Below are 15,366 nucleotides of genomic sequence, written 5' to 3'. Positions count from 1 at the left end.
CGCGCAGGCCCGGAACCCGGGACCCACGGATCCGTGCCGGACCTGCGCCTCAGGCTCGGCGGGCGAGGCCCTCCTGCGCCCCGCGCACCCGGATCGCGCGCTGCTGGTGGTCGCGCTGCTCGATCACGAGCCGGCGGAGCGCGGCGGGGGCGTCCGGATGTGCATCGAGCCAGGCATCGACGAGATCCGTCGTCTCCGTGTCCGGATACAGCCCGATCACCAGGCGCCGGGCGATCTCGATCGACCGGTCCGCCCACGCCGCCTCGATGCGCGAGAAGTACTCGGCGTCGAAACCGGCGATGAAATCGCGTCGCCCGCCCGCCCCGAAGCCGCGGATCGTGGCGTCGAGGTGGTCGTTCGTGAGCGTCAGATCGCCCCATGCGGCGCGCCAGTCGGCGGCCCGCACCGCGGCGCTCGGCGTCGAGGCCGCAGCCGCGAGCGCGGCGGTCCGACCGCTCGCGGTGTGGTCGCGCAGCTGCTCCTCGGTGATCTCCTCCGCGCCGGCATGACCGGTGGCGACGAGAGCGGTGAGCAGCTCCCAGCGCAGGTCGGCGTCCATCGGGAGGCCTTCGGGCCCTGATTCGATCAGCAGCGTCGAGACGTCGAGACGCCGGCGGTCGTCGAAGGCGGCGGCGGCGGCGAACGCCCGCGCCCAGATGAGCTGCGCATCGCTGCCGTGGACAGCGTCGCCGAGTGCCGCCCACGTCGCGTCCAGCCACGCGGCCCGCGCCTCGGCGACGGCGGCCTCCGGCAGGTAGTGCCCGATCGCGAACGGCGCGTTCAGCACGACGCCGCCGAGCAGCGCGCTGTCCGTCTCGGCGGGTGCGTGCGCCGCGACGATCCCGAGGTAGCGCTCGACGGCGAGCTCGCCGTCCCGCGTCGCGTTCCACAGCGCCGACCAGAGCAGCGCTCGGGCGAGCGGATCGGAGAGCGAGGACAGCCCCCGCTCGACTGCCGCCAGCGAGCGCGGGTCGAGCCGCGCCTTGGCGTACGTGAGGTCGCCGTCGTTGAGCAGGACGAGATCGGCATCGGGCAGCGCCACGGGAGTGCGCTCCTCGGCGAGGTCGACGGGGATCCGCTCGCGGAGCACCAGCGCGTCGTCCTGCAGATCGTACAGGCCGATCTGCAGCCGGTGCGGACGCGGGTCCGTCTGAACGAGGACAGCGGTGTCGCCCTCTCCCCGCTCGAGGCTCAGCGTGCTCATGCCGGTGGTCTGCAGCCACGCCTGCGCCCAGGCGCGCATGTCGCGTCCGGAGGCCTGCTCGAGCTCGACCAGCAGGTCCTCGAGCGTGGTGTTGCCGTAGGCGTGCCGCGCGAAGTAGCGGCGGGCGCCCTCGAAGAACGCGTCCTCCCCCGCGAACGCCACGAGCTGCTTGAGCACGGCCGCGCCCTTGGCGTAGGTGATGCCGTCGAAGTTCAGCTTCGCCGCCTCGAGGTCGGCGATGTCCGCGACGATCGGATGGGTGCTGGGCAACTGGTCCTGGGTGTACGCCCAGGCCTTGCGCCGGTTCGCGAACGCGACCCAGGCCTCGGCGAACTCGGTCGCGACGGCGGAGGCGTGCGAACCCATGTAGTCGGCGAACGACTCCTTGAGCCAGAGGTCGTCCCACCAGGTCATCGTGACCAGGTCGCCGAACCACATGTGCGCCATCTCGTGCAGGATCGTGTTCGCGCGCGCCTGCCGCTGGGCGCGCGTCGCGGCCCCCCGATACAGATACGACTCGGTGAAGGTCACCAGGCCCGGGTTCTCCATGGCGCCGATGTTGTACTCGGGCACGAAGATCTGGTCGTACTTCCCCCACGGGTACGGGAAGGCGAAGGCCTCCGCGAAGAAATCGAGACCCTGGCGGGTGACCTCGAGGATCTCGTCGGCCGCGAGGTGCTCCGCCATCGAGGCACGGCTCAGCACCGAGAGGGGCACCACGAGATCGCCACGCCGCCACTCCGCGGACACACGCGCATAGGGACCCGCCGCGATGCAGGTCAGATAGCTCGACAGCGGCAGCGTCGGTGCGAACTCGACGGTCTGCGCGCCGCCTCGGGTGCTCGTCGCCGCGGGCGACTGGTTCGACAGCACCTCCCAGCCCTCGGGAGCCGTCACCACGACCGTGATCGCCGCCTTCATGTCCGGCTGCTCGAAGCACGCCATGAAACGGCGGGCGTCGGCCGGCTCGTCATGGGTGTAGAGGTACACGCCCCCGTCCACGGGATCGGCGAAGCGGTGCAGGCCCTCGCCGGAGCGGCTGTAGGCGCCGGTGGCGCGGATGACCACGGTGTTGTGCGCGGCGAGACCGACGAGGCGGATCCGAGCGCCGTCCCACTCGACCTCCTGCTGCTGCCCGTTCACCTCGACCTCGTGCACGGCCTCGCCGAGGAAGTCGGCCCAGGTCTCCGTCGTGCGCGCATCGAACTCCAGCGTCGAGGTCACGGGGAAGCCCGTGTTCGCCGGGTCGGCGGCGCCGGTGACATCGAGCTCGAGCCGGATGCGGTGCAGGTCGACGCTCTCCGCTCGCGCGGCGGTCTCGGTGCGGGTGAGGTTGGCGGAGGTCATGGATCCATCGTTCCATGCTCTGCACGTGCGCCGGACGGATGGACGCCCGGCGGCCGGAGCCCGGTGGCAGGAGCGCTGCGCCTGGAGCGCTGTGCCTGGAACGCTGTGCCAGCATGGTCGCATGACAGAGCAGACCGCCTCCCTCCCCGAGCGCAGCAGGATCGTGCAGGAGCACGTGCGCGCCGCGGGTCTCTCCTCGCTGGTGCGGGAGCTGCCCGATTCCGCGCGCACCGCCGTCGAGGCCGCCGCGGCACTGGACTGCGAAGTGGGCGCGATCGGATCCAGCCTGCTCTTCCTCGCGGACGGCGAGCCGCTGCTCGTGATGACGAGCGGCCGGCACAGAGTCGACGTCGACCTGCTCACCGCGGCGGTGGGTGCCGAGACGGTCTCGATGGCCCCCGCGGCGACCGTCCGCGAGGTGACGGGACAGGCGATCGGCGGCGTGGCCCCGGTCGGCCATCCCGCCCCGGTGCGGACCGTCGTCGATGCGGCGCTCCGCGACTACGCCGTGGTCTGGACCGCCGGCGGAACCCCGCACACCGTCATGCCGATGACCTTCGACGAGCTCGTCGCGCTCACCGGCGGCGAGATCATCGTGGTCGCCGCGGACTGACGTCGTCCTTCGCGGATCCCGGGGCGCAGTCCAGGAGGCGTCCAGACTCGGTCCCTACCGTGGAAAGGGATGTCACAGAACGGTAACGGCAGGATCGGTTCCCTCGACGGGCTCCGCGGGCTCGCCGCGGGGATCGTGCTCATCCATCACGCGTCCCTGATCGCGGAGCCGTGGATGGACCCGGCCGGCTGGGCGCTCCTCACGCAGTCGCCGCTCAAGCTGCTGCTGGCCGGATCCGAAGCGGTCATGGTCTTCTTCGTGCTGTCCGGCATGGTGGTCGCGCTGCCCGCGCTGCGGCCGGGCTTCTCGTGGGCGCGGTACTACCCGGCCCGCCTGATCCGACTGTACGTGCCGGTGATCGCCGCGCTGGGAGCCGCGTCTCTCCTCGTCCAGCTGATCCCGCGCGACGCGTCCACCATGCCCGAGAACTCCTGGATGCAGGACGCGCAGGCCACGAGCGTCTCCGCCGGGGACGTGCTGTCCCAGATGACGCTCCTGCGGCCGAACTATCCGATCGACAACGTGCTGTGGTCGTTGCGCTGGGAGCTGTTCTTCTCCCTGCTGCTGCCGCTCTATCTCTGGGCCGCACTGCGGATCCGCCGCTTCGCGATCCCTGCCGCCGTGCTCGCGGTGATCCTCATGTTCGTGGGACGCACGACCGGGGAGTCCGCACTCGCCTATCTGCCGGTGTTCCTGCTCGGCACCCTGCTCGCGGTGAGGTTCGCGGACCTGCAGGCCTGGGCGGAGCGTCCGCGCGTGCGCCGCGCGCTCCCCTGGCTCGCGGGCGTCGCCGGCACCCTGCTCATCGCGAGCTGGCTCGCGCGGCCGATCACGGCGGGCACGATCGCGGCCGATGTGCTCTGGGCTCTCGCGGGCGCCGGCGCGGCGCTGCTCGTCGTCCTCGCGCTCGTGTGGCCGGGGGCGCATCGGGTGCTCGATGCTCGTCCGATGCAGTGGCTGGGACGCGTGTCGTTCAGCCTCTACCTCGTGCACGCACCGATCCTCGCCTCGCTCTGCTACCTGCTCGGCGCCGAGCAGTGGTGGCTCGCATGCCTGATCGGGATCCCGCTGAGCCTCGTGGTCGCCCGGGTGTTCCATGCGCTCGTCGAGCGGCAGGCGCAGGATCTCGCCCGCCAGGCCGGCACGATCGGCGCCGCCCTCGCGGAGCGCGTCCAGGTGCGCCGCGTCCGCGCCGCGCGCCGCGTCGCCCTCGCCCGAGCCCAGTAGCCCCTTCCCCTCCCCCTACCTTCGCCTCGTCCCCGTCAGCGGCGCCTATAGCGTCCGCTGGTGGGGACGAGGCGAAAGTAGGGGGGGGCCGGCTCAGGGGCGCGGGAGGAGGGTGCGGCGCTGGCGACGGCGCGAGACTGCGGCGTAGATCGCGCGCAGGACGGCGCGGGCACCGAAGCGCACCGCGATCCCGGCCGCGCCGAACGCGCACGCGATCAGCACCGCGCGCGGATCGTGCAGGTCGACTTCGAACGCCTTGGATCCGAACGGGGTGAGGATCACGACGAGCATGCCGCCGATCATCGCTCCCACGAGGCCGACCTTCCACGGCCGGAAGGGCCTGGCCACCGTGATCAGCACGAAGAACGCCACGATCACCAGTGCGAGGAATCCGGTCGACGCGTTCAGCACGCGATGGGCGTGATCTGCGCCGAACACCGCGCGTGCGGTCAGGTACGCGCCGTAGGAGGCCAGCGCCGCACCGATGCCCCCGGGTACGGCCGCATCGAGCACCCGGCGCACGAAGCCGTCCTGGGCGCGGGCCGTGTTCGGGGCGAGGGCGAGGAAGAACGCCGGGATCCCGATCGTGAACCACGCGATGAGCGTGACGTGGCGCGGCAGGAACGGGAACGGCACCGCAGTGACCGCGACCAGCAGCGCGAGCAGGATCGAGTACAGGGTCTTGGTGAGGAACAGGGTCGCAACCCGCTCGATGTTGCCGATCACCCGGCGCCCCTCCGCGACCACGTGCGGCAGCGTGGCGAAGGAGTTGTCCAGCAGCACGATGCGCGACACGGCGCGGGCCGCCGGAGAGCCGGATCCCATCGCCACGCCGACATCGGCGTCCTTCAGCGCGAGCACGTCGTTGACGCCGTCGCCCGTCATCGCGACGACGCGCCCGTCCTCCTGCAGCGCGTGCACCATCGCGCGCTTCTGGGTCGGGGTCACCCGGCCGAACGCGGTGCGGTCCCGCACCTCGCCGCCGAAGCGCTCCGAGTCCGGATCCAGGCTGCGCGCATCGACGGCGTTGCGCCCGTGGGGGACGCCGGCCTCGGCCGCGATCGCGCCGACCGCGGCCGCGTTGTCGCCGGAGATGACCTTGATGTCGACGTCCTGCTCGGCGAAGTACGCGATCGCGCCGGGCGCCTCGGCGCGAAGGCGCTGGTCCAGGATCACGAGCGCCGTCGCGACGAGCCCTGCAGGGAGCCCGTCGCCGGGCGCCTCGGGATCCGGCAGCGCTCCGTCGCCGCGGGCGAGCGCGAGCACGCGCAGCCCCTCGGAGGCGAGCGCATCGGAGCGGGTGCGGGCGGCATCGCCGACCGCGAGCAGCACGTCAGGGGCGCCGAGCACCCAGCTCTCCACGGCGCCGGTCGCAGAGTCCGCCGTCTGCATCGCGGCCCACTTGCGCGACGAGGAGAACGCGATCGACGTCTGCGTCGCCAGGGCGGGCTCGTCGCCGACATGCTCGAGGATCGCCGCCATGCTGGCGTTGGGCTTGCCCTCGGCGCGGCCGATCGCGGCGAGCGCCGCCTCGATGCGGTCGTCGTCCACGCCGAGACGCTCCACGGCGCCGACCCGCATGCCGTCCTCGGTCAGCGTCCCCGTCTTGTCCGTGCACACCACGTCGACACGGGCGAGCTGCTCGATGGCCGGCAGGTCCTGCACGAGGCAGTTCCGGCGGCCGAGGCGGATCACGCCGACGGCCATCGCGACGCTCGTCATGAGCACCAGGCCCTCCGGCACCATCGGCACGAGCGCCGCGACGAGGCCCTGCACCGCCTTGCGCCAGTCCTCCGCGCGTCCCCAGATCTGGTTGACGATCGTGAGCACGCCGACCGGGATCAGCGCCCACGTGACGTACTTGAGGATCTGATCGATGCCCGCGCGCAGCTGCGAGGACGGCTTGCGGAACTCGGAGGCCTCCTTGGCGAGGCGGGCCGCGTACGCGTGCTCGCCGACGGCCGTGGCGCGGAAGCTCGCGGATCCCGCGGCGACGAAGCTGCCGGACTTGAGCTCGTATCCGGGCCCGGCGAGGACTGGCTCGGACTCCCCGGTCAGCAGCGACTCGTCCACCTCGAGGCCCGTCGCGTCGAGCACCTCGCCGTCGACCGGGATCTGATCGCCGGCGGCGATGAGGACGACGTCGTCGAGCACGAGCTGCTCCACGTCGACCTCGGCGACGCCCTCGGCGCGCTCGACGCGGGCGGGGGCCTTGCTGAGCAGAGCGAGCCGGTCCAGGGTGCGCTTGGCACGCACCTCCTGCACCATTCCGACGACGCTGTTCACGATGATGAGCAGCCCGAACAGCCCGTCGATGAAGTACCCCGTGCTCAGGATGAGGAGGAACATCACGAGGTAGATCGCGTTCACGCGGGTGAAGGCGTTCGCCCGGAAGATCTCCCCGAAGCTGCGGCTCGTGCGCGACTCGATGGTGTTGCTCTCGCCGCGTGAGATCCGCTCGGCCACCTGCGCGGCGGTCAACGGGGCACGGGTCGCCTGGGCGGGGCTTCCAGGTGTCATGCGATCACCGTAACAGCGCGAGGTCGGCCCGGGCCGTGACCGCCCCGCGCCGACCCGTCATGCGATGTGCAGCGCCGTCTTCCGGCGGCGCTCCTGGCGCAGCGCCGGCAGATAGCAGGCCGCACCCAGGATGCTGAACGCCCCGGCGACGATCGTCGCGGTCGCCGCCGAGGTCGCCCCGGCGAACGCGGTGAGCACGAGCAGCCCGATGCTGTACGCGCCTCCGGAGACCATCGAATTGAGCGAGAGCACGGTCGCCCGGGTGGACCGATCCGCCTCGCGATGAAGCAGCGCGGAGTGCATGGGTCCGGCGGCGCCGTGCGCGAGATAGGTCAGCCCGTACCCGATGAGCAGGCCGACGACCCCCGAGGACAGCCCCATGACGACCACGAAGGCGCCGTTCAGGATCCGGCTCAGGATCGCCGTCCAGGTCACGCCGATCACGCCGCTCAGCCTGCTCGCGAGTAGGGATCCGACCGCGAACAGCCCCCACGCGGCGGCCGATGCGGGGCCGAACACCGCGGCGGCCGCGGCCTCGCCGCCGAGCATCCCCTCGAGCTGCACCGGGGTCAGCGTCTCGAAGCCGATCATCGCGACCGACCAGAACACCTCGACGAGCACGAGGCCCGCGAGCACCCGGGAACTCGCCGCCCGGCGCAGGCCGTCGACGATCGTCCGCGGGGTCTGCCGCGCAGCGTGCAGCATGGTCGGGAGCGCACGGGCGGGTGCCGTTCCCTCCTGAGGGCTGTCCCGCACCAGCACGACGACGAGCACCGTGTAGCCGACGTAGAGGCCGATCGCCACGATCAGCGGCAGCAGGAGTGCGGACAGCGCGGAGAAGGGATGCCATGCGACCAGCAGGCCGCCGAGGAGCGCTCCGCCCGCGATCGCCACGCCGAGCGCCGTGCCGGCCCTCGCGAGGGGGCGCGCGACCTCGGCCTGCGGGTCGTGCCCGTGCACGGCGTCGACGAACCACGCCTCGAGCGAGCCGGAGTCCAGCACGCGGAAGACGCCCTGCAGGAGCAGCGACACGGCGAAGAGCGCATAGGAGTCGGCGAGCAGGAACAGCACGCTCGCGGCGACCGCGAGCACTCCCGAAGCGGCGAGCACCGGGCGGCGACCGAGCGTGTCGGAGAGGGCCCCCGTGGGCAGCTCCAGGGCGAGTGCCACGAAGCCCTGGATCGCGAGGATCGAGCCGACCTCGGCGATGGAGAGCCCGCGTTCGAGCGGAAGCAGCACCGTCACCCCGAGGGTCACGCCGACCGGCAGCCAGCGCAGCGCCGTGAGCAGGAGCAGGCGGCGCTGCGCCGCCGAGATCGCGAGCGCCGCTTCGGTGCTCGCCGTCTCAGCGCTCATGACTCCGCCGGCGGTTCGAGATCGACCGGGGTGACCTGCACGGCCACGTGGACGCGTCGCGCGGCAGGATCCCCCTCGCCCAGACGCCGGTACTTCTCCGCCAGCGCGTCGACCTCCCCGTGGAAGGCGGCGAGCTGATCCGGCGTCACGGTGAGCAGCACATCGTCGAGACCGAGCCGATCGACCCAGGCGGCGGGCCACGAGGCCTCCGCGTCGAGCCAGCGCTCGGCCCGCGCGGCGAACTGCCGCACGTAGTCGCGACGAAGCCAGCCCAGCGCGGTCTGCGCGTCCTCATCATCCGCGAAGGCGGAATTGGTCCAGGAGTGATAGTCGGTGCTCGCACGCCAGATCCGCTTCTTGCCCGCGCCCTCGCCCGTGTCGGCGACCAGGCCGACCTCCTCCAGGGCGCGCAGGTGATAGCTCGTCGCCCCCGTGTTCGTGCTCAGCGCGGCGGCCAGCTGCGTCGCGGTCGCGGGGCCGTGCACCCGCAGCTGGCTGAGGAGGCGCGAGCGCAGCGGGTGGGCGAGCACGCGCACCGCGCGCTCGTCGAGGCTCATGCCGACGGGGGGCTCCGGGGTGTCCATACCCCCACTCTGACATGCATAGATTCTGTGCACAAGTCTTATGCACAGAATCTATGCATGCAATCGTCCGCGACGGAAGCTCAGCGATGCCCCGTCTTCGCCGCGAGCGCACGGGGGACGAGCTCGTGCAGCACGCCGTCGTGCAGGTCGAGCACTCGATCGGCGCGCGTGAGCATGGCCGCATCGTGCGTCGCCACGACCGCGGCCGTGCCCCGCTCGTGCACGAGACCCGCGATGAGGTCCATGATCTGCGCACCGGTCTCGCTGTCCAGCTGCGCGGTGCACCGAGACGGCCGCGCAACGTTTTCCTTGCGCGTTCTGTGAATCGGCTTCGAGAGGTCTGCTCAGCTGCCGGCGGCCTCGGCCGCGACCGGGGTCGCCACTCCGTTGGCCGCCGCCGGCAGCCTCCGTTCGAGCGCGATCGCGAGCACGCAGATCAGCACGGAGCCCGCCACCATGGCGACGATGAACCACACCTGGCGCCCCTCGCCGAGCAGCAGTCCGGCCGCGATCGGTCCGGCGATCGCCCCGCCCTGGAACGCGGCCGCGTTGATCGCGTTGTACCGCCCGCGACTGCGGTCGGAGGCCAGATCGTTGCAGATCGCGGGGACCGTCGGCTGCAGCATGGTCTCCCCGAAGGCGAAGACCCCCATGAACAGCAGCACGCCGATCGCTGCCGCGATCGATTCCGGCAGCAGGCCGGTGAGACCGAGGAGCACCCAGGAGAGTCCCCAGATGAGGGTCATCACCTGCATCACCCTGGTGCGGCGGCGCCCGGCGATGAGCTTCAGGACGGCGAACTGGAGCAGCACGATGACGGCGGTGTTCACCGCGAAGGCGAACCCGATGACCTGCGTCGACACCCCCGACACCTGCCGGGCGAACGCCGGGAAGCCTCCCTCCATCTGCCCGTAGCCGATGAACACCGCGAGGAACGTGAGCAGGGTCAGCCACAGCACGGCCGGTCTGCGCAGGATCTGCCGGTATCCCTCCGCCTCGGTCTCGTGCTCCGCGGAGGGATCCGCGTGAGTGCGCACATGCCGCAGGGGGCCGAGCAGCAGCGCCATCGGGATGAGCGAGCTCGCCGCGTCGATGAGGAAGATCGCGGTGAAGGTCTCCGGCCGGTGCACGTCGATGAAGAAGCCGCCGATGATCCCGCCCACGCCGATGCCGAGGTTCACCAGGGCGAAGTTCACGCCGAAGTACTGCTGGCGCACCTCCCCCGCGACGATCGTGGCGATCAGCGCGTTGAAGCCCGGCCAGGAGACGCCGAAGTTCACGCCGATCAGCACGAGGGCGATGGCGGCGACCGCGGGCGAGGTGGCGAAGGCGAGGAGCGTGCAGCCCGCGATCATCGCCGAGAGGCCGGCCAGCAGCACCCGCCGCGCGCCATAGCGGTCGATCAGCGTGCCGCCGGGCCCCGTCACGACGAGGCCGGTGATGGCGATGACGCTCATCAGCGCACCGGAGACGCCCAGGTCGAAGCCGCGCACCTCGTGGAGGTAGATGATCGTGAAGGGCAGGGTCAGGCCGCGTCCGAGCGTCTGGATGGCGACGGTGGACAGCAGCCAGCGCCCCGTCGTGGGGAGCGCGGCCCAGAAGGTTCTCATTCCGGTCACCGCACAAGTCTGCCGGTGACCACGGACATTCCCGTTCCCGCGCGCCCCCCGCGCGTCTCTCTCAGCGCACGGCGACGCCGATCCGCGCGAGAGCCTGCGCGAGGTCGCCGATCAGGTCCTCCGGATCCTCCAGACCGATCGAGAGCCGCACGATGTCGGCGCCGGGTCGGGCCTCCGCCGCGACCGGCCGGTGGGTGAGGGCCGCGGGATGCTGCACCAGGGAGTCGACGCCGCCGAGCGACACCGCGTGCGTGAACAGCCGCACGGATCCGGTCAGGGCCTCGGCGGCCGCGTAGCCGTCCCGCAAGCGCACGGCGATCATCGCCCCGCCGCCGCGCATCTGCCGCGGGATGAGGCCGCGCTCGTCACCGATCCCCGGGTAGAACACCTCGGCCACGGCCGGATGCTCCGCGAGCCACGCGACGACGCGCTCCGCCGAGCGCTGCTGCCGTTCCATGCGCACCGGGAGCGTCGCGAGGCCGCGGTGCAGCAGGTAGGCGCCGAGCGGGTGCAGCAGCGCGCCCGTGATCGCGCGCACGCGCCGCAGCGCCTGCGCGGTCTCCTCGGAGCACGCGATGACGCCGGCGATCACGTCGCCGTGTCCGCCGATGTACTTGGTCGCGCTGTGCAGCGACATCCGCGCGCCCAGGTCCAGCGGGTTCTGCAGCAGCGGCGTGGCGAACGTGTTGTCCACGAGCACCGGCACCTCCCCCGCCTGCGCGACGACCGCAGCGATGTCGACCATGTCCAGCGTGGGGTTGCCCGGAGTCTCGACGACCACGAGGCCGGTGTCGGGGCGCAGGTGCGCGCGCACCTCGTCCTCCGCGCAGAAGGTCGCCTCGGCGCCCAGCAGCCCCGAGTCGAGCAGGTGATCCGTGCCTCCGTAGAGCGGACGCACCGCCAGGACGTGGTGCTTGCCCATCGCCGTCGTGTGCGACAGGATCGCCGCCGTCATCGCCGCCATGCCGCTCGAGAACGCGACCGCGGCCTCGGCGTGCTCGAGTTCGGCGAGGCCCTCCTCGAACCGGGCGACCGTCGGGTTCCACAGCCGGGCGTACACGTTGCCGCCGTCGGGCAGGGGGTGCCCGCCGGTCGCCATCGACTCGTAGGAGTCGCCGCCGTGCACGATGTCGGGCAGCGGGTTGGTCGAGGAGAGGTCGATCGGCGCGGCGTGCACGCCGAGGGCGGCGAGGTCGGCCCGGCCGGCGTGCACCGCCACGGTCTCGGGTCGCAGGGGCGCGTCACGCAGGGAATCGTCGTCGATCATGCTCTCAGGATCCGTCTGGGCACAGCCGAACGCCAGATCTATTGCTGCAGGGATCCGGATCCGATGCAAGACTTGTTCCACGCGCAACATCCGGACGTCGTGAGGAGCGCATCTTGATCGCAGAACAGCCAGGGGTCGACGCCCTCGACCTGCGCATCCTGACCGCGCTCTCCGCGCAGCCCGATGTTCCGATCAAGCAGCTGGCCGCGGCGCTCGGGATCCCCGCCTCCACGTGCGCCTTCCGGCTCCGCTCGCTGCGCTCGCGCGGGGTGATCCAGGGACTGCGGCTGCAGCTCGATCCCGCCGCGCTCGGCCGCCCGGTGCAGGCCGTGATCCGGGTCCGCCTCGGCAACCACAGCAAGACCGGTGTGGAGGCGCTGTTCGACGCGCTCGAGGCGACGGAGGGCGTGCTGCAGGTGTTCCACATCGCGGGCGCCGACGACTTCCTCGTGCATGTCGCGGTCGCCGACGCCGCGGCGCTCCGCGACATCGTGCTCGAGCGCATCACGGTGCACGACGTGGTCCGCGCCACGGAGACGCAGCTCGTGTTCGAGCGCCGGGACGGTGCGGGCGTCGCCGCGCCGCGCTGACCCGGCCTCGCGGCTCACTGATCGCGCCGCGTGTACTTGCCGTGCCGATCGTGCGCGGAATGCGGCGAGGGCTCCGCACCGCCGCCGTGCTCGGCGTCGGCGTAGGCGCCCTCGTCCTCGGGGTCGGGAGCGCCGCGCTCGGTGCGCGTGTACTGCCCGTGCACGGTGCGCTCGGGCTGGGGCTGGGGCTCCCCGTCGATCTCGGTGTACGTGCCTTCGAGGCCGTCGCGCGGATCGCCGACGTCCTGCGGGCGCTCTTCGCGGCCCATGCTGATCCTCCCATCGGGAGATGGCGCATCTCTCCCTTCCAGGGTACGTCCGCGGGCTCAGGAAGGCACGGATCCGCACAGGACGGAAAGCACCCTGTCGGGCATGGCGTCTGTACAACGCCGCTGACGTTCGCCACTCTGAAAGAGTGGTGCCGCACCACCGCACGGATCCGGAGCGAACCGTGCGCTCATCGCAGAGAGAGCAGCGCATGACCGCCTCCGACAACGCCCCTGCCGGCCTCGTCCCCCCGGCGCCGACGCCGCGTGACACGCCGCGCTGGATCCGCGCGGTCGGGACCTATCTGCTCCGCAATCCGTTCAGTGCGATGCTCGCCGTGGTCGTGCTGGCCGCGGGGTTCGTCACCGGCACGTTCCTCGGGCGCTTCCCGCAGGAGTTCGCCGCCTCGGTGAGCACGACGATCGAGGACGGCGACTGGTGGACGCCGCTCACCGCGCTGCTGTTCGGGGACTCGGTGATCGGCGGAGTGCTGGCGATCGCCCTGATCCTCACGGCCGGCGCCTACGCGGAGCGCAAGCTCGGCAGCGTCCGCGCCGCGTGGACCTTCTTCCTGACCGGGATCGTCGCGATGGTGATCGGGCTGAGCGCGCAAGGGCTGATGGTCTCCTGGGGTTCACAATGGGGCCTGCTCGCGAGCTACGACGCCGTCGCGGACCCCACGATCGGCACGGTCGGCATGCTGATGGCCGCGAGCGCCTTCGCCCCGGCGCTGTGGCAGCGCCGGATCCGCGTCGTCGGCTTCACCCTGCTGGTGATGTTCGCGCTGTACGCCGCGGACAGCGACAGCGTGTTCCGCCTGATCTCGGGCGTGCTGGGCCTGCTGCTCGGCCTCCTGCTGGCGCGGGGCACGGTGCGGGCGACGTGGCACCGCAGCTCGCACCGCGAGGTGCGCACGCTGGTCGCGGCGATCGTGGCCGCGACCGGGCTCGGCCCGTTCATCGTGCTCATCTCCGGCGCCTGGTACGCACCGCTCGGGCTCGTCGTCTCGGGCTTCTCGCCGATCGAGGCGGCGCCGATGCCCGCGTCCTGCGTGCAGGACTTCACCGCCGACTGCGTGCGCCAGGCCGACGCGATCCTGAACTCCGGTCCCGGACCGTTCCTGGTGAGCCTCGTGCCACTGCTGCTCACGCTTCTCGCCGCCTGGGGGCTTCGCACCGGCCGCCGTGCGGCCTGGATCATGGCGCTCGTCGTCAACGCCGTGATCGCCCTGCTGACCGGCACGTCGGTCGGCATCAACGATCTTCTCGACGACAAGAGCCGCGGCGCCCTGCTGATCGAGGACGGCATCGCGATGGTCCTGGCCGTGCTCGTGCCGATCGGCGTGATCGCCCTCCTGCTGTTCACCCGACGCCACTTCCGGGTGATCGCGCCGCGGGCCGCCGTGCGGCGCTTCACGATCACCGTCGTCGGGGCCTTCGTGGTGTTCGCCGGCGCCTATCTCGTGATCGGGCTGATCGACGGCGACAACTATCTGGACGGCCAGCCGTCGATCGGCGAGCTGCTCGGGGACCTGGTGCGCCCGTTCGTCTCGAGCGGGTTGCTGCCCGCCATCGCCGATGCGGGGATCCCGGTCGACGGCGCCGCGCTCTTCGTCTACCAGTGGATCGGCGTGCCCTTCTGGATCGTCTTCATCGTCGCGACCGTGCGGCTGTTCCGGGCCACGCAGGTGGACCGGCACGTGATCGAGGAGGCGCGGTTCCGCGCGCTGCTGCGCGAAGGCGGCGGCGGAACCCTCGGGTTCATGGGCACCTGGGCCGGCAACAGCTACTGGTTCACCGATGACGGCGAGGGAGCCGTCGCCTACCGTGTCATCCGCAAGGTCGCCCTGACGATGTCGGATCCGGTCTGCGCCGAGGGCAGGGAGCGGGAGACCGTCGAGGCGTTCATCGCGTACTGCGAGTCGCAGGGCTGGTCGGCGTGCTTCTACAGCTTCCACGAGCGCTTCCTGCCGGTCTTCCAGTCCTTCGGATGGCAGCACATGTCCGTGGGCGAGGAGACCGTGATCGATCTGGCCGGGTTCGAACTCGCGGGCAAGGCGTGGCAGAAGGTGCGCCAGCCCCTGAACCGCGGCGAGCGCGAGGGCATCACCACGCTGTGGTCGACGTGGCACGACCTGCCGACCCGCTACTCGAGGGAGATCACCGCGGTCAGCGAGGAGTGGGTGGCGCACAAGAAGCTGCCGGAGATGGGGTTCACGCTCGGCGGCATGGAGGAGCTCAAGGATTCCGACGTAGGGATCTTCCTCGCGATCAACAAGGACGGCGGGATCGAGGCCACGACCAGCTGGCTGCCGACCTGGACGGACGGCAGGGTCACCGGCTGGACCATCGACTTCATGCGCCGCAGCGACGGATCCATGCCCGGCATCATGGAGTTCATCATCGCCTCGGCCGCCCTGCACATGAAGGAGCAGGGCGTCCAGGTCCTGAGCCTCTCCGGCGCTCCGCTCGCGACCAAGCCCGGCGAGGAGCCCGCGGAGCCGGGCGTCATGGACCGTCTGCTCGGCTGGCTCGGGGAGATGCTGGAGCCGGCGTACGGATTCACCTCGCTGTTCCGGTTCAAGAGCAAGTTCAACCCCCGCTACGAGACGATCTACATGGCCTACGCGGATCCGGCGCAGCTCGCGAGGATCGGCATGGCCATCGGCAGCGCCTACCTTCCCGAGGCCACACCGAAGGAGTATCTGGCGCTCGTGCAGACGATCACCAACCGCGGGGGCGACCGCTGAGGACCCGCGGATCGCGCCACGCC

General features: G+C 71.5%; 12 protein-coding genes. 4 read left to right on the top strand and 8 right to left on the bottom strand.

All coding sequences use genetic code 11. The features are described from left to right. Positions 1-49: 49 nt before the first annotated feature. Entirely contained in the window at positions 50-2,551 is a 2,502-nt protein-coding gene (pepN, locus tag ACIPY5_RS00390; protein ID WP_400965374.1) for an aminopeptidase N, read from the bottom strand. Positions 2,552-2,672: 121 nt separating this feature from the next. Here pepN and ACIPY5_RS00385 point away from each other — a divergent pair, with 121 nt between their 5' ends. Further along, positions 2,673-3,164, top strand: a complete 492-nt coding sequence (locus tag ACIPY5_RS00385; RefSeq protein WP_309342306.1) for a YbaK/EbsC family protein — start codon at positions 2,673-2,675, stop codon at positions 3,162-3,164. Positions 3,165-3,233: 69 nt separating this feature from the next. Then, positions 3,234-4,391, top strand: a complete 1,158-nt coding sequence (locus tag ACIPY5_RS00380; RefSeq protein ID WP_400965370.1) for an acyltransferase family protein — start codon at positions 3,234-3,236, stop codon at positions 4,389-4,391. Positions 4,392-4,484: 93 nt separating this feature from the next. Here the strand turns inward: ACIPY5_RS00380 and ACIPY5_RS00375 are convergent, their stop codons facing one another. From ACIPY5_RS00375 to ACIPY5_RS00350, 6 genes are all read right to left on the bottom strand, one after another. Next, positions 4,485-6,911: an HAD-IC family P-type ATPase gene (locus ACIPY5_RS00375; protein ID WP_400965367.1), complete on the bottom strand. Its 2,427-nt coding sequence runs from the start codon at positions 6,909-6,911 to the stop codon at positions 4,485-4,487. Between the two features lie 57 nt (positions 6,912-6,968). After that, positions 6,969-8,267, bottom strand: coding sequence for an MFS transporter (locus ACIPY5_RS00370; RefSeq protein WP_400965364.1), 1,299 nt, complete (start codon positions 8,265-8,267; stop codon positions 6,969-6,971). Next, on the bottom strand, positions 8,264-8,851 hold the full coding sequence (locus ACIPY5_RS00365) for a helix-turn-helix domain-containing protein (RefSeq protein ID WP_400965362.1): 588 nt from the start codon (positions 8,849-8,851) through the stop codon (positions 8,264-8,266). Before ACIPY5_RS00365 ends, ACIPY5_RS00370 begins: the two co-directional genes overlap by 4 nt. Before the next feature lie 80 nt (positions 8,852-8,931). Then, positions 8,932-9,096, bottom strand: coding sequence for a hypothetical protein (locus ACIPY5_RS00360; RefSeq protein WP_400965359.1), 165 nt, complete (start codon positions 9,094-9,096; stop codon positions 8,932-8,934). 99 nt (positions 9,097-9,195) lie between these two features. Further along, the gene (locus tag ACIPY5_RS00355; RefSeq protein ID WP_309342351.1) at positions 9,196-10,461 is read right to left on the bottom strand and encodes an MFS transporter; all 1,266 of its coding nucleotides are present in this window, start codon (positions 10,459-10,461) and stop codon (positions 9,196-9,198) included. Positions 10,462-10,531: 70 nt separating this feature from the next. Continuing rightward, complete coding sequence (locus ACIPY5_RS00350; RefSeq protein ID WP_400965356.1) at positions 10,532-11,737, bottom strand: trans-sulfuration enzyme family protein; 1,206 nt, start codon at positions 11,735-11,737, stop codon at positions 10,532-10,534. A gap of 113 nt (positions 11,738-11,850) precedes the next feature. Here ACIPY5_RS00350 and ACIPY5_RS00345 point away from each other — a divergent pair, with 113 nt between their 5' ends. Next, positions 11,851-12,327, top strand: coding sequence for an Lrp/AsnC family transcriptional regulator (locus tag ACIPY5_RS00345; RefSeq protein ID WP_309342323.1), 477 nt, complete (start codon positions 11,851-11,853; stop codon positions 12,325-12,327). A 14-nt stretch (positions 12,328-12,341) separates the two neighbouring features. On the opposite strand, the gene ACIPY5_RS00340 is transcribed toward ACIPY5_RS00345, so the two are convergent. Further along, positions 12,342-12,596: a hypothetical protein gene (locus ACIPY5_RS00340; protein ID WP_400965353.1), complete on the bottom strand. Its 255-nt coding sequence runs from the start codon at positions 12,594-12,596 to the stop codon at positions 12,342-12,344. Between the two features lie 209 nt (positions 12,597-12,805). On the opposite strand from ACIPY5_RS00340, the gene ACIPY5_RS00335 reads away from it, so the two are divergent. After that, positions 12,806-15,343, top strand: a complete 2,538-nt coding sequence (locus ACIPY5_RS00335) for a bifunctional lysylphosphatidylglycerol flippase/synthetase MprF (protein ID WP_400965350.1) — start codon at positions 12,806-12,808, stop codon at positions 15,341-15,343. Positions 15,344-15,366: the final 23 nt, after the last annotated feature.

The sequence above is a fragment of the Microbacterium sp. NPDC089698 genome, from assembly GCF_044749045.1.
GTDB lineage: Bacteria > Actinomycetota > Actinomycetes > Actinomycetales > Microbacteriaceae > Microbacterium.
This window is presented reverse-complemented; position numbering and strand designations above follow the sequence as displayed.